Here is a 14,507-nt window from a genome sequence, read left to right as displayed (position 1 = left end):
TTCAACAACTCTGTAAAGACTGTAAGCAACTGTTTCAATGTGCGCCAGGCCACATTAAAGTTGCTTCTCGGAATGCTAGGATTCTTTCATCTGTCCCTTTTAGCAGACCCACGAAAGGTATCCATCACATGTTCGCGACCCCATCCCGCTTCGCCCTGTTGGGCGCCACCGCCCTGAGCGCCGCCGCCCTGTCCGCCTGCGGCGGCGGCGGGGGCGATTCCACCCCGGCCACGCCGGCGAGCACCCTCGGCACCCTGGCCGTGTCGATGACCGACGCCCCGACCTGCGGCTTCGACGCCGTCAATGTCACCGTGTCGAAAGTGCGCGTGCACCGCAGCGAAGGCGCGGCGGATAGCGACAGCGGCTGGACCGACATCACCCTGAGCCCGGCCAAGAAGATCAACCTGCTGAATCTCACCAACGGCGTGCTCGAGGCCCTGGGCCAGACCTCGCTGGAGGCGGGGCGCTACACCCAGCTGCGCCTGGTCCTGGACAGCAATGCCTCGGGCAGCGCCAACACCGTGGTGCCGACCGTGGGCAAGCTTGAACAGCCGCTCGAGACCCCCAGCTCGGTCCAGAGCGGCATCAAGCTGGTGGGCCAGTTCGACGTGACGGCCGGCCAGAAGACCGACGTGGTGCTCGACTTCGACGCCTGCAAGTCGGTGGTCACCCGCGGCAAGGGCGCGTATGCGCTGAAGCCGGTCGTGAAGGTGGTGCCGGTGACCCTGAACGGCATCTCCGGTTTCGTCAGCACCGCGGTGCTGGGACGCAGCGTGCAGGTGTCGGCGCAGCAGAACGGCCAGGTCGTCAGCGCGACCACGCCGAATCCGACCACCGGTGAATTCTTCCTGTCGCGTCTCGCGCCGGGCAATTACGATGTCGTGATCACCGCCAACGACAGCGCAGCCAGCGTGGTGGCAGGCGTGCCGGTGGCCTCGGCCAGCAGCACCACGGTCCTGAGCACGACGACGGCGCCGATCCTGCTCGCGCCGGGCAACAGCGGCGCGATCGGCGGCACCGTGACACTGAGCCCCGCCAGCACCGAGGCAGCCTACGTCTCGGCCAAGCAGAGCTTCGCGGCCGGTCCGACCGTCACCATCAAGTACCAGGGCGCGGACCTGGCCACCGGCGCCTACACCATCGCCAACCTGCCGGTGGCGGCGCCGCAGTTCGCGACCTACAGCAGCACGCTGCCGCTGGTGTTCAGCGCCAGCAGCGCGGCGCCCGCCGGCAAGTACCGCGTCGAGGCGGCGGCCACCGGCTATGTGACGAAGTCGGTCGACAACGTCGACATCAGCGCCGCCAACCAGTCGAACGTGAACTTTGCGCTGACCCGCTAAGGCCGCGTTACCGTAGCGTGCGCCCCTCCGGACTTTGCTAAGATTGCAAGCCAGTCCAACTCAACCGGAGGGGTGCACAATGAAAGATCTCATCAACGACGGCATCAGCCTGCTGTCCGCCGGCGCGTCCGGCGACGGCGTCGATCGCCGCGTCTTCCTGAAAGCTGCCGTCGGCAGCGGCTTCGCGGTCGCTGCGCTGCCGGTCGTCGCCCAGACCCAGGTCCAGACCAGCGCCGAAGGCCTCGACGCCGGCGACCACATCGTGGTCGTCAACGGCCAGGACGTGCCGGTCTATCGCGCCCAGCCCAGGGATCGCAGCAACCTGCCGGTCATCCTGGTCATCTCCGAAATCTTCGGCGTGCACGAGCACATCAAGGACGTGGTGCGCCGCTTCGCCAAGGCCGGCTACCTGGCCGTGGCCCCGGACCTGTTCGTGCGCCAGGGCGACGCCACCCGGACCCCGATGCCCGAGCTGATGAAGAACATCGTCGCCAAGGTGCCCGATGCGCAAGTCATGTCGGACCTCGACACCATCGTCAAGTGGACCAAGCAGCGCGGCGGGAACACCGACAAGCTGGGCATCACCGGTTTCTGCTGGGGCGGCCGCATCACCTGGCTGTATGCGGCGCACAACCCGAACGTCAAGGCCGGCGTGGCCTGGTACGGCCGCCTGGTGGGCGAGACCAACGCGCTGCAGCCGAAGCACCCGGTCGACGTGGCCCAGAACCTGAAGGTGCCGGTGCTCGGCCTGTACGGCGCCAAGGACCAGGGCATCCCGCTGGAATCGGTCGAGCGCATGCGCAAGGCGCTGGACGCCGGCAACAGCCGCTCGAAGATCCACGTCTACCCGAACTCGGGCCATGCCTTCCACGCCGACTACCGCCCCAGTTACAACGCCGAAGACGCCAAGGACGGCTGGAGCAAGGCGCTGAACTGGTTCTCCACCCACGGCGTCGCCTGATCTTGCACGGCGGGAGACCGGGCAAGGTAAAATGCCCGGTTTGCTGCTCTGCGCAAGAACAGACCAAGAGGCTTCCAAATCGATCCCATTCTAAGCTCCATCCTGCTGGCGACCCTCGTCGCCGGCGTCGTCAGCATCACAGGCGCTGCCGTATTCTCGTTCGCGCTGCTGTCGAAAGTGGTGGAGCGGATGGTCAGCCTGTCGGTCGGCATCATGCTGGCCACCTCGCTGCTGCACGCCTTGCCCGAGGCCTTCGAGTCCGGCGCCGATCCGCGCAGCCTGTTCGCCACGCTGCTGGGCGGCCTGCTGGCCTTCTTCGTGCTCGAAAAACTGGCGATCCTGCGCCATTCGCACCACCACGAAGGCGACGGCCACCACCACGCCCACGGCCATGACGCCCACCAGGCCGGCAAGTCCGGCTGGATGATCCTGCTGGGCGACGCGATGCACAACTTCACCGACGGCATCCTGATCGCCGCGGCCTTCCTCGCCAACCCGGAGCTGGGCATCGTCACCGCGCTGGCCATCGTCGCCCACGAGATCCCGCAGGAGATCGGCGACTTCATCGTGCTGCTCAACGCCGGCTTCTCGCGCCTGCGCGCCTATGTCTTCAACCTGCTGTGCAGCCTGATGGCGGTGGCCGGCGGCCTGCTCGGCTACTTCACCCTGGACCAGGCCAGCGGCCTGATTCCGTATGTGCTGGTGTTCGCGTCCTCGGGCTTCATCTACATCGCCGTCAGCGACCTGATGCCGCAGATGCAGCGCCGCGCCACGGTGCGCGAATCGGTGCCGCAGGTGGCCCTGATCGCGCTGGGCGTGGCGATCGTTCTGGCCCTGAACCACGCTTACTGAGTTCTTCCTTGGCATGGCGCTGCCGTCGGCCCGATGGCAGGGCAGCGCACACGTCCGCTTCTTGCCTCGTTAATGATAATGACTTATCATTACCGCAGAAGCCCAACAAAGGAAGCCCTGCCATGCCATTCCCGACCCTCCCACGTACGCCGCTCGCGCTGGCGATCCTGTTCGCCTTCGGTGTGCCTGCCGCCTCTGCCCAGACCGCGAACAGCCGGCTGCAGGCCGATCCCGACACCGTGCCGACCGTGGTGGTCTCGGCCAGCGCGCTGGGCGTGGTGAGCGACGACATGATCACGCCCGCCACCTCGCTCGGCGGCGGAGAGCTGGTGCGCGCACGCGAGTCGACCTTGGGCGAGACCCTGGCCAACCAGCCCGGCATCAGCTCGAGCCACTTCGGCGCCGGCGCCAGCCGCCCGGTGATCCGCGGCATGGACGGCCCGCGCGTGAAGATCCTGTCCGACGGCGCCGAAGTGCAGGACGCTTCCACCATCAGCCCGGACCATGCGGTCGGTTTCGAACCGGTGCTGGCCGAACGCATCGAAGTGCTGCGCGGTCCGTCGGCGCTGGCCTACGGCGGCGGCGCGGTGGGCGGCGTGGTCAACATCCTGGACCGCAAGATCCCGACCGCGGTCCCGGCCAAGCCCGAGGGCAGCGCCGAAGTACGCGCCAACTCGGTGGCGCGCGAAAAGACCGGCGCCTTCGAGCTGACCGGCGGCGCCGGCAACATCGCGGTGCATGCCGAAGGCGTGAAGCGCGACGCCGGCGAATACCGCGTCGGCAGCGGCTGGGAGGGCGGCAAGCGGGTGGCGGGCAGCTACAAGGAAGGCGAGAGCGGCACCGTCGGCCTGTCCTGGGTAGGCGAGCGCGGCTACCTGGGCCTGGCCTATACCAAGGAACGCACCGAATACGGCATCCCGGGCCACCAGCACGAATTCGAGAGATGCCATCCGCATGGCGGCCACCTGCACTGCGGCGGCCACGAGGAAGAGGAGGGCGACGACCACGAGCATGAACACGGGCACGGCGCCGGGGAAGTGCCGGTCGTGAAGCTCGACAGCGACCGCTGGGACCTGCGCGGCGAAGTGCGCAATCCGCTGCCGGGCTTTGCCAAGGCACGCCTGCGCGCCTCGTTCACCGATTACCGCCACGACGAGCTGGAAGACGGCATGGTCGCCACCAGCTTCATGAATCGCGGCCACGATGCCCGCGTCGAACTGGAGCACCTGCCGCTGGGCGGCTGGCGCGGCGTGGCCGGCCTGCAAACCACCCGGCGCGACTTCAGTACCGAAGGCGACGAAGCCTACGTGCCGCCCACCGTGACCAGCAAGCACGCCGTGTTCGTCACCGAGGAATACAAGCTGGACAACTGGCGCTTCGAAGCCGGCGCCCGCCATGAGTGGCAGGACATCCGGGTCGACAGCGCCACGCAGAACGATACCGATGCGCGCGGCACCTCGGTGGCGCTGGGCGCGGTCTGGAAGTTCCAGCCGCAGTATTCGCTGCGCGCCGGCATCGCACGCAGCCACCGCCTGCCGTCGGCCGAAGAGCTGTACGCGGACGGCGTGCACCTGGCCACCGCGACCTACGAGATCGGCAACGCGAAGCTGGGCAAGGAGACCTCGAACAACATCGACGTCACCCTGCGCAAGTTCGAGGGCGACACCACCTTCTCGCTGAGCGCCTTCCACAACCGCGTCGACAACTACATCTACGCGCACACCCTGGACAAGCACGAAGGCTTCCAGCTGGTGGAATATGCCCAGCGCGACGCCACCTTCACCGGCCTGGAAGGGGAGCTGCGCCACAAGTTCTCCACGGTGGTGGAAGGCACGCTGTTCGGCGACTATGTGCGCGCCCGCTTCGACGGCGCCGGCGGGGGCAGCCGCGACATCCCGCGCATTCCGCCGCACCGCATCGGCGTGCGCCTGAACGCCGACTGGCAAGCCTGGCATGGCATGGTCGAGCTGGTCCGCGTCGGCAAGCAGGACAAGGTGGCCGAGTTCGAAGCGCCGACCGGCGGCTATCATCTGCTGAACCTCGGCACTCACTACACCACCCGCATCGGCGGCGTGCCGGCCCAGCTCTACGCCCGCATCAACAACCTGACCAACGAACTGGCCCTCAGCCATACCTCCTTCATCAAGGAAGCCGCGCCGCTGCCGGGGCGTAACATCACCGCTGGCCTGCGCTTCATTTTCTGATGAAGACCCTGATCCGCTTCGCCGACTACGCCGGCATGGCGGCGTCGGCCCTGTGCCTGGTGCATTGCCTGGCGATGCCGCTCCTGATCGCGGCATTTCCGCTGCTGGGACTGACGGGCGACCACCATGCCTGGCACGATGCGCTGCTGCTGGTGGTCACCGTGCCGGTGCTGCTGGCGCTGGTGCCGGGCTATCTGAAGCACCGTGACCCGGTGGCCTTGTCGCTGGGGCTGGTGGGACTGGGGGCGTTCCTGGTGGCGGTGTTCCTGGTGGGGCCGCAGTTCGGCGAACTGGCCGAGACGGTGGCGGCGGTGGCGAGCAGCGTGCTGCTGCTGGGCGCGCACCTGCGCAATCACCGCTACTGCAAGGACTGCCGTTCGTAAACCGTCAGCGGCAGGCGCTGCACAAGCCGTACAGGGTCAGCTCGTGCGACTCCAGCACGAAGCCTTCCGGCGTGAGCTTCTGCATGTCGCCCGGGCAGGCGTGCACCTCGTACACCTTGTCGCAGGAGCGGCAGTGGAAATGGTGGTGGTGGCCGTGGCCGGCGATCTCGTAGCGGTCGCCGCCGCCCGGCAGCGACACCGTGGCGATCTCGCCGGCCTCCAGCATCGACTTGATGTTGCGGTAGATGGTCGCCATGCCGATCCCCGGCACCACGGTCTGGGCGTGCTCGAGGATCTCCTGCGGGGCGAGCGGGCGCCCCGCGTCTTCCATGCACTGGTGGATGGCCTTGCGCTGGCGCGTGGTGCGTTGTTCCATGGCCGCTTACTTCTTCGCGCGCAGCGATTCGAGTTCGGCGCGCAGGGCGCTGCGCTCGGCATAGGATTTGTCGAGCTGGGCGCGCAGGGTCTTCAGTTCGTTCTCGAAATTGTCGCGCGCCGTGGTGGCGCCGACCAGCTCCATCTCGGCCCGCAGGCGGGCGTCCGACTCGGCCGCCTGGGCCGCGACGTTGCGCTCCAGCTGGGCGCGCAGGTCGGCCAGTTGCCGGTCCTTGCCGTCGATCGCCAGCTGGTCCTTGGCCTTGCTGACCAGGGCGTCCGTGGCGACCTGGCGCGCATCGCGCAGTTCGGTGTTGAGGCGCTCGATCTCGGCCGCGTGCTCGCTCGATGCGGCCAGCGCCTGGTCGCGCGCGGCCTCGAGCTCGGCGCTGCTCTCGCGCAGGGCGGCGGCATCGGCTTCCACCGCGGCCAGTGCGTCGCGCACCGGCGCGGCGGTCTGCTCGGCCACCTGCTGCACCCAGCCGCTCAGGGCGCTGGCAACCGCTTCGGGAATCTCCAGCGCCGCAGCGCCTGCCCTGGTTCTATCGTCGTTCGACATTGCTGCGTGATCTTTCGTTGTTGCTTTTTTCATCAGGATGGCTCCTGGGCTCAAGCGTCGCCCGTGGCGACGGGGCGGCCAGTGGCATGCTTGCCGTCTCCGACCCATTCGCTCCACGAGCCGGGATACAGGGCCGCTCCCGGCAGGCCGGCCACTTCCAGCGCCAGCAGGTTGTGGCAGGCGGTGACGCCCGAGCCGCACTGCATGATGGCGCGCTTCGGATCGTCGACCAGCGGCGCGAATTCGCTACGCAGGGTGGCCGCATCCTTGAAGCGGCCGTCGGGCTGCAGGTTGTCCTTGAAGAAGCGGTTGCGCGCGCCGGGGATGTGGCCGCCGACCGGGTCGATGGTTTCGTTCTCTCCGCGGAAGCGGTCGCTGGCGCGCGCGTCGATCACGATGCGTTCGCCCTTGTCGACGTTGTCGAGCACCTCCGCCACCGTCACGGTGGGGACGAAGGGCGCGCGCAGGGCGATGCCGCCACGGGGCTTGCTCGCCACCTCGGTGCTCAAGGGCTTGCCGAGCGACTGCCAGGCGGCCATGCCGCCGTCCAGCACCGCCACCGCCTCGTGGCCGAGCCAGCGCATCAGCCACCACAGGCGCGCCGCGAACATGCCGCCGTGGGCGTCGTAGGCGACGACTTGCGAGTCGTCGTTCACGCCCCAGCCGCGCAGGGTCTCGATCAGTGCTTCCTTTTCCGGCAGCGGGTGGCGGCCGCGGAACGCGCCGTCCGGGCCATGCTTGGCGCCCGACAGCTGTGTTTCGATGTCGCCGAAGAGCGCGCCCGGCAGGTGGCCGATGGCATAGCCCGCGCGGCCGGCGGCCAGGTTCATCAGGTCGTGGCGGCAGTCGACCAGCACCCAGTGCGGGTCATCGATGTGCGCGGCCAGGTCTTGCGCCGAAATCAGTGTGGTGTACATGTCGCTCCTCAGCTCCGTTCTCAAGTCTCGCTGGCGATTGGGTCGGTATCTTTCACTACGGCGCCCTTGGCCGTGCTGCGCGTATTGTAGAACGTCGCGGCGATGCCGGAGGCAAGAATGACGCCGATGCCGAGCCAGACATGCCAGTCGAAGCTGTCGCCCCACAGGGCCAGGCCCCACAGGCTGGAGAACACGATGCCGGTGTACTGCAGGTTGGCCACCACCAGCACCTTGCCGACCCGGTAGGCGCGCGTCATCGCGATCTGGGCCAGCAGGCCGAAGATGCCGACCGCCAGCAGCAGGGTGCCGCTGTACAGCGTGTGGCTCTGGAACACGGCGCCTTGCGGGCCGTCGCCTGCCAGCGTGCCGGCCAGGCCGGCGAGCGCGGTGCTGAGCGAGAAGTAGAACACCACGCGGTATTCCGGCTCGCCCATCTGGCCGAGTTTGCGCACCTGCATGTAGGCGGCCGCCGAGATCAGCGACGAGCAGATGCCGGCCAGGCCGCCCAGCCACTGGTTGCCGGCGATGGCCGGCTGCAGCACCAGGGTCACGCCAAGGAAGCTCATGGCGATCGCCAGCACCAGCGGCCATTCGGGCAGCTTGGTGCCGCTCCACCAGCCATGCGCGAACATCCAGGCCGCGATCCAGATCGGCGCCATGTAGTTGAGCGTGACGGCGGTGGCCAGCGGCAGGCGCGAGATGGCGAAGAACCACAGCCACAGCGAGACGACCCCCACCAGGCTGCGCCAGATGTGGGCCCTGGGGAAGGCGGTCCTGAAGGTGCCGCCGTGGTGGGCGACGCCGATCAGCAGCACCAGCGTGCCGATCAGGCCGCGGTACATCAGGAGTTCGGACGTAGAGTAGAACGCGGAGGCCAGCTTCACGCCCGCGCCCATGGCAGCAAACGCAAAGCTGGCAAACAACATCCAGAGTGAAGCCATCAATATTACAGAGCCAGTCTGCTTCGGTACCACTCGTGGAAGTGCTGCATCCCGTCTTCCATCGGCGACTGGTAGGGTCCCACTTCGTTGACGCCGCGCTCCATCAGGATCTTGCGGCCGGCGTCCATGCGCAGTCCGATCTCGTCGTCCTCGACCGCGGTTTCCATGTAGGCGGCGCGTTCGGCCTCCACGAACTCGCGCTCGAACAGCACGAACTCTTCGGGGTAGTAGAACTCGACCACGTTGCGGGTCTTCTGCGGGCCGACCGGCCACAAGGTCGACACCACCAGCACGTTCGGGTACCACTCGACCATGATGTTCGGGTACAGGGTCAGCCAGATCGCGCCGTACTTCGGCGGCTGGCCGTTGTTGAACTTCAGGACCTGTTCCTGCCACCTTTTATAGGCCGGCGAACCCGCCTTCTGCAACGCACGGTTCACGCCCACGGTCTGCACGCTGTAGTCGCGGCCGAATTCCCACTTGAGGTCGTCGCAGGACACGAAGTTGCCCAGGCCCGGGTGGAAGGGCTCGACGTGGTAATCCTCCAGGTAGACCTCGATGAAGGTCTTCCAGTTGTAGTCGCACTCGTGGATCTCGACGTGGTCGAACATGTAGCCCGAGAAGTCGAGGTCCTTCGTCACCGACAGGTTCTTCAGCTTGTCCATGACGTCGTAGCCGTTCTGCTCGAACAGCAGGCCGTTCCAGTTCTGCAGCGGCGTCTTCGACAGGTTCAGGCAGGGCGTCTCCGGAAAGTGCGGAGCGCCGATCAGCTGACCCTTCAGGTCGTAGGTCCAGCGGTGCAGCGGGCACACGATGGTGTTCGCGTTGCCGCGCCCATTGAACATCAGCGCCTGGCGGTGACGGCAGACGTTGGACAGCACCTCGATGCCGCCCGCGTTGCGGACCAGCATGCGGCCTTCGTTTTCGGATGCAAGTGTCGCGAAATCGCCTACCTCCGGCACCATCAATTCATGGCCGACATAACGCGGGCCATTGTGAAACAGCTGCTGCAGCTCACGCTGCATCAGCGCGTTGTCAAAGTAGACATTTACCGGAAGCTGAGCGCAGGAGCGCGCCAGCTTGGCGTGGGTAGCCAGATCGGACATCCCAACCCCCCTTTAATCAAGTACTACCAAAGAAGAGAAAGAATCCAAAGACCAGTATTTGGAATACGCGAGAATCCGCCGTGCCCACACCGAGGTGCGATGCCGCTACGATTCTTGCGTGTCCATTCGGTTGAGGAATACGGTGTTTCGGACAGAACCGGAGATTATACCTTGGAAACAGGATCAGGGTCTCGGTCCATCGCGTGCCAGGGAAGAAACCGCGCAAATAAGTTGTTGAAAAATCACGGTTTTCATGGGGGAAGGCGCCATTGCACTAAAATTGTTACAGAAAGCCAAGTTGCGGAGAATGCAATGTGCACCCCTTGAGGGGAAGGATTGATCTAAAATACGCGATTGGACTGACCCATGGCGCACCCTTGCGCCTTTCCCAAGCAAAGAGCTATGTCAAATAATACGAATGCGCCGGAGACTTTCGAAGGCGCGATGGCCGAGCTGGCCCAGCTCGTGTCGCAGATGGAATCCGGCCAGCTGCCGCTCGAAGCGTCGGTGGCCGCCTATGCGCGCGGTTCCGAGCTGGTGAAGTACTGCGCGGCCCAGCTGGAAAAGGTCGAGTCCCAGGTCAAGGTGCTCGAGGGCGACATGCTCAAGCCGTTCTCGGCCGAAGGCGGCGAGGGCGATCAATGACGGACAAGGATTTCAGCGCCTGGATGCAGGACGTGCAGGCACAGGTCGAGCTCGCGCTCGAGACCCTGTTGCCGGCTGCCGGCGCCGTGCCGCACAAGCTGCACGAAGCGATGCGCTACACCGCGCTGGGCGGCGGCAAGCGGGTGCGCCCGCTGCTGGCCTACGCCAGCGGCGCGCTGTTCGGCGGCGACGCGCAGTCTGGCAATGCAGCGCTGGCCCGGGTCGCCGCCGCGGTCGAGATGATCCACGTGTACTCGCTGGTGCACGACGACATGCCCTGCATGGACGACGACGACCTGCGCCGCGGCAAGCCGACGGTGCACGTGGCCTACGACGAAGCGACCGCGCTGCTGGTCGGCGACGCCCTGCAGGCCCAGGCTTTTGCGGCGCTGGCCGGCATCGACACCCTGCCGCCCGCGCGCCAGGTATCGATGCTGCGCCTGCTGGCCGAGGCGGCGGGCTCGGCCGGCATGTGCGGCGGCCAGGCGATCGACCTCGACAGCGTCGGCCTGGCGCTCACGCGCGACGAACTGGAGCGCATGCACCAGCTCAAGACCGGCGCCATGCTGCGCGTCTCGGTGATCCTGGGCGCCCTGTGCGGCAAGGAGTTGTCGCCGCCCGAGCTGGAAGCCCTGGACGCCTACTCGAAGGCCATCGGCCTGGCCTTCCAGGTGGTGGACGACGTACTCGACGCGACGGCCGATTCGGCCACGCTGGGCAAGACCGCCGGCAAGGACGCGGCCGACAACAAGCCGACCTACGTGTCGATCCTCGGACTGGACCAATCGAAGGAACTGGCCGAGCAATTGCGGCGTGAAGCGCACGAAGCGCTGGCGCCATTCGGAGAACAAGCACTGCGGCTGCGCGAACTCGCGGACCTCATCGTGCAGCGGAAGGCATAAATGAACCTGCTAGAGACCATCAACGACCCCGCGGACCTGCGCCAGCTCCCGCGCACGCAACTGACCCCGCTCGCCACCGAGCTGCGCCAGTTCCTGCTCGACTCGGTGTCGAAGACCGGCGGCCACCTGTCGTCCAACCTGGGCACGGTGGAACTGACCATCGCGCTGCATTACGTGTTTAACACCCCGTACGACCGCATCGTGTGGGACGTGGGCCACCAGACCTATTCGCACAAGATCCTCACCGGCCGCCGCGGACGCATGCCTAGCTTGCGCCAGCTGAACGGCCTGTCGGGCTTCCCGAAGCGCGACGAGAGCATCTACGACACCTTCGGCACCGCGCACTCGTCGACCTCGATCTCGGCCGCCCTGGGCATGGCCAAGGCGGCCAAGCTGAAGGGTGAGGACCGCCACGCGATCGCCGTGATCGGCGACGGCTCGATGACCGCCGGCATGGCCTTCGAGGCGCTCAACAACGCGGGCGTCGAGGAAGACTGCAACCTGCTGGTGGTCCTGAACGACAACGACATGTCGATCTCGCCGCCGGTGGGCGCGCTGAACCGCTACCTGGCGCGTTTGATGAGCGGCCAGTTCTACGCCGCCGCCAAGTCGGTCGGCAAGACCGTGCTGCCGGGCCCGGTGCTCGACCTGGCGCGCAAGCTCGAAGAACACGCCAAGGGCATGGTGGTCCCGGCCACCATGTTCGAGGAATTCGGCTTCAACTACATCGGGCCGATCGACGGCCACGACCTGGAATCCCTGATCCCGACCCTGGAGAACATCAAGAAGCTCAAGGGCCCGCAGTTCCTGCACGTGGTGACCAAAAAAGGGCAGGGCTACAAGCTGGCCGAGGCCGAACCGATCCTGTACCACGGCACCGGCAAGTTCAACCCGACCGAAGGCATCAAGCCGGCGACTGCGCCGAGCAAGATCACCTATACCGAAGTGTTCGGCAACTGGCTGTGCGACATGGCGGCCGTCGACAAGCGCCTGGTCGGCATCACGCCGGCCATGCGCGAAGGCTCGGGCATGGTGCGCTTCCACCAGCAGTATCCGGAGCGTTACTTCGACGTCGGCATCGCCGAGCAGCATTCGGTGACCTTTGCGGCCGGCATCGCCACCGAAGGCCTCAAGCCCGTGGTCGCGATCTATTCGACCTTCCTGCAACGCGCCTACGACCAGCTGATCCACGACGTGGCGCTGCAGAACCTGGACGTGACCTTCGCGCTCGACCGCGCGGGCCTGGTGGGCGCCGACGGCGCCACCCACGCCGGCAACTACGACCTGGCCTACCTGCGCTGCATCCCGAACATGGTCGTGATGGCGGCCTCGGACGAAAACGAGTGCCGCCAGATGCTGACCACCGCCTACCACTACCCGGGCCCGGCCGCGGTGCGCTATCCGCGCGGCGCCGGCGTCGGCGCAAGCATCCAGGAAGAACTGAGCGCGATCGAGATCGGCAAGGGTATCGTCGCCCGCGACGGCAAGGGCATCGCGATCCTGGCCTTCGGCTCGATGGTGGCGCCGAGCATCGCCGCCGGCGGAGAGCTGAACGCGACGGTGGCCAACATGCGCTTCGTGAAACCGCTCGACGTCGAACTGCTCAAGCGCCTGGCGAAGGAGCACGACTACCTGGTGACGGTGGAAGAGGGCTGCGTGATGGGCGGCGCCGGCAGCGCGGTCATGGAAGCGCTGGCCGCGGAAGGCATCGCCAAGCCGGTGCTGAACCTGGGCCTGCCCGACAAGTTCATCGACCAGGGCGACCCGGCGGCGCTGCTGGCTTCCGTGGGGCTGGATGCCAAGGGCATCGCGGCGTCGATCCGCCAGCGTTTCGCGGCTGGCGAACCCCGCCTGGTGGTCAACAACACCTGATACGTAGGGTGGGCGGCTTCGCCGCCCGCGCGTTCAACTCACGGACGAGTTGTGGCAACGCATGCCGTAGCTGAACGCGCGGGCGGGAAACCGTGATCTGGTCCACCGGACCAGATCACCCCTACGAACTCCCAAACAAGGCCTCCGCCCGCTGGAACAAGATCCACGAGGTCGCGATGTACTTGTCGCTGCTCCGTGAAACATGCCCCTTGTGGGTATGCGTGAACCCCGCCGGCGCAATGATCAGCCTTCCCTTGCGCGCCTCCACCTTGCGGCCCTGGTACATGAACTCGGTCTCGCCGCCATCGGCCACGTCGTTGAGATAGAACTGCCACAGCAGCACCCGGTGCAGGGTTTCGCAGCTGGCGTTCTGCGGGTAGATCTCGGAATGCCAGTGGTGGTAGCCGCCGCTGCCCTGCAGGTACTTCTGCAGGTTGATATTCCCGACCCTGTATATCGACTGCATCAGCTCCACGATGTTCGGCGTGCCGAGCTCGTCGAAGTTCTCTAGCGACAGCGTGACCGCCTCGCCGGTCTGCGGATGCGCCACGGCCGGCGACAGCGCGCCGATCAGGAGCATGCGGTACTTGTCCATGTATTGCGCCAGGTGGCGCGCCATGGTCTGCGTCAGCAGGGCGCCGACGTCGTCCCATTCCGGCAGGCCGTTGATGGTCAGGTCGTAGCTGTCCTTCTTCTTGATGTCGACCCCGTTGCCGGTGCGCCCGCGCTGGGCCTTGCCGCTGGCGTCGAAGCGCGCCCGGATGGCGTCGCACTGCTCGGCACCAAGGGCATTGTCGTAGATCCCGATGAAGTCTTCCATGCGCCGGCCCTGTCCTCAACCGCGCTTGCGCTCGTGCTGCCACAGCACGTCGCTGCCGCCGGCGTAGCGGTTCAGTACACGCGCCAGCACGAACATCAGGTCGGACAGGCGGTTGACGTACTGGCGCGGATGCGGGCGGATCTCTTCGGCATGCGACAGCGCGACGATGCTGCGCTCGGCGCGGCGGCACACGGTGCGGCACACATGGGCCGTTGCTGCGGCGCGCGAGCCGGCCGGCAGGATGAATTCCTTCAATACCGGCAGGTCGGCGTTGTACTTCTCGAGCAGGCCGTCCAGGCGCGCCACGTGCTCGTCCTTGATCAGCTCGTAGCCCGGGATGCACAGCTCGCCGCCCAGGTCGAACAGGTCGTGCTGGATCGAGATCAGCTCTTCGCGCAGGTCGCCGGGCATCTCTTCGCACAGCAGCAGGCCAACGAAGGAGTTCAGTTCGTCCACCTCGCCGAGCGAGTGGATGCGCGCGCTGTCCTTGCCGGTGCGGCTGCCGTCGCCCAGGCCGGTGGTGCCGTCGTCGCCGGTGCGGGTGGCGATTTTGGAGAGTCGGTTGCCCATGATGTAGCCTTATGAAATATTGTAAAAAAACGATAGGGCGAGCATACGACAAAACCTGTC

General features: G+C 66.5%; 15 protein-coding genes. 8 read left to right on the top strand and 7 right to left on the bottom strand.

From position 1 onward, the window contains the following. The first annotated feature begins 128 nt into the window (after positions 1 to 128). From AB3347_RS12770 to AB3347_RS12750, 5 genes are all read left to right on the top strand, one after another. Positions 129 to 1,340, top strand: a complete 1,212-nt coding sequence (locus tag AB3347_RS12770) for a DUF4382 domain-containing protein (RefSeq protein WP_369092182.1) — start codon at positions 129 to 131, stop codon at positions 1,338 to 1,340. A gap of 79 nt (positions 1,341 to 1,419) precedes the next feature. Then, positions 1,420 to 2,301, top strand: coding sequence for a dienelactone hydrolase family protein (locus AB3347_RS12765; RefSeq protein ID WP_369092181.1), 882 nt, complete (start codon positions 1,420 to 1,422; stop codon positions 2,299 to 2,301). A 102-nt stretch (positions 2,302 to 2,403) separates the two neighbouring features. Then, a complete protein-coding gene (locus AB3347_RS12760) occupies positions 2,404 to 3,153 on the top strand; it encodes a ZIP family metal transporter (RefSeq protein ID WP_369092303.1) in 750 nt (249 codons plus the stop codon). 122 nt (positions 3,154 to 3,275) lie between these two features. Then, positions 3,276 to 5,357 carry a TonB-dependent receptor gene (locus tag AB3347_RS12755; RefSeq protein ID WP_369092180.1) on the top strand — a complete coding sequence of 694 codons (2,082 nt, stop codon included), beginning with the start codon at positions 3,276 to 3,278 and terminating at the stop codon, positions 5,355 to 5,357. Beyond that, positions 5,357 to 5,740 carry a MerC domain-containing protein gene (locus AB3347_RS12750; protein WP_369092179.1) on the top strand — a complete coding sequence of 128 codons (384 nt, stop codon included), beginning with the start codon at positions 5,357 to 5,359 and terminating at the stop codon, positions 5,738 to 5,740. The genes AB3347_RS12755 and AB3347_RS12750 overlap by 1 nt, the downstream gene beginning before the upstream one ends. A 4-nt stretch (positions 5,741 to 5,744) precedes the next feature. On the opposite strand, the gene AB3347_RS12745 is transcribed toward AB3347_RS12750, so the two are convergent. Genes AB3347_RS12745 through AB3347_RS12725 form a run of 5 tightly spaced genes read right to left on the bottom strand, consistent with a single transcriptional unit; the run spans position 5,745 to position 9,638 of the window. Beyond that, the gene (locus AB3347_RS12745) at positions 5,745 to 6,116 is read right to left on the bottom strand and encodes a Fur family transcriptional regulator (protein ID WP_369092178.1); all 372 of its coding nucleotides are present in this window, start codon (positions 6,114 to 6,116) and stop codon (positions 5,745 to 5,747) included. A 6-nt stretch (positions 6,117 to 6,122) separates the two neighbouring features. After that, complete coding sequence (locus AB3347_RS12740; protein ID WP_369092177.1) at positions 6,123 to 6,707, bottom strand: hypothetical protein; 585 nt, start codon at positions 6,705 to 6,707, stop codon at positions 6,123 to 6,125. A 17-nt stretch (positions 6,708 to 6,724) separates the two neighbouring features. Then, positions 6,725 to 7,591: a sulfurtransferase gene (locus AB3347_RS12735; RefSeq protein WP_369092176.1), complete on the bottom strand. Its 867-nt coding sequence runs from the start codon at positions 7,589 to 7,591 to the stop codon at positions 6,725 to 6,727. 20 nt (positions 7,592 to 7,611) lie between these two features. Further along, entirely contained in the window at positions 7,612 to 8,532 is a 921-nt protein-coding gene (locus AB3347_RS12730) for a DMT family transporter (protein WP_369092175.1), read from the bottom strand. A gap of 5 nt (positions 8,533 to 8,537) precedes the next feature. Beyond that, a complete protein-coding gene (locus AB3347_RS12725; RefSeq protein ID WP_369092174.1) occupies positions 8,538 to 9,638 on the bottom strand; it encodes an aromatic ring-hydroxylating dioxygenase subunit alpha in 1,101 nt (366 codons plus the stop codon). Between the two features lie 402 nt (positions 9,639 to 10,040). Here AB3347_RS12725 and AB3347_RS12720 point away from each other — a divergent pair, with 402 nt between their 5' ends. The 3 genes from AB3347_RS12720 to dxs are packed head-to-tail and all read left to right on the top strand — an operon-like array spanning position 10,041 to position 13,057. Further along, on the top strand, positions 10,041 to 10,283 hold the full coding sequence (locus AB3347_RS12720; protein ID WP_369092173.1) for an exodeoxyribonuclease VII small subunit: 243 nt from the start codon (positions 10,041 to 10,043) through the stop codon (positions 10,281 to 10,283). Then, positions 10,280 to 11,185, top strand: a complete 906-nt coding sequence (locus AB3347_RS12715) for a polyprenyl synthetase family protein (protein ID WP_369092172.1) — start codon at positions 10,280 to 10,282, stop codon at positions 11,183 to 11,185. The genes AB3347_RS12720 and AB3347_RS12715 overlap by 4 nt, the downstream gene beginning before the upstream one ends. Beyond that, positions 11,186 to 13,057, top strand: coding sequence for a 1-deoxy-D-xylulose-5-phosphate synthase (gene dxs / locus AB3347_RS12710; protein WP_369092171.1), 1,872 nt, complete (start codon positions 11,186 to 11,188; stop codon positions 13,055 to 13,057). It abuts the gene before it with no gap. A gap of 121 nt (positions 13,058 to 13,178) precedes the next feature. Here dxs and AB3347_RS12705 read toward each other — a convergent pair whose 3' ends face one another. Both AB3347_RS12705 and AB3347_RS12700 read right to left on the bottom strand, forming a co-directional pair. Then, positions 13,179 to 13,877: a 2OG-Fe(II) oxygenase gene (locus AB3347_RS12705; RefSeq protein WP_369092170.1), complete on the bottom strand. Its 699-nt coding sequence runs from the start codon at positions 13,875 to 13,877 to the stop codon at positions 13,179 to 13,181. 15 nt (positions 13,878 to 13,892) lie between these two features. Continuing rightward, positions 13,893 to 14,447 (bottom strand): cob(I)yrinic acid a,c-diamide adenosyltransferase, encoded by a 555-nt coding sequence (locus tag AB3347_RS12700; protein WP_369092169.1) that lies wholly within the window; start codon positions 14,445 to 14,447, stop codon positions 13,893 to 13,895. Positions 14,448 to 14,507 lie beyond the last annotated feature (60 nt).

The sequence above is a fragment of the Massilia sp. X63 genome (genome assembly GCF_041023745.1).
Classification (GTDB): domain Bacteria; phylum Pseudomonadota; class Gammaproteobacteria; order Burkholderiales; family Burkholderiaceae_D; genus Telluria.
The sequence above is the reverse complement of the archived record's forward strand: the minus strand, read 5'-3'. Positions and strand labels throughout refer to the sequence as shown.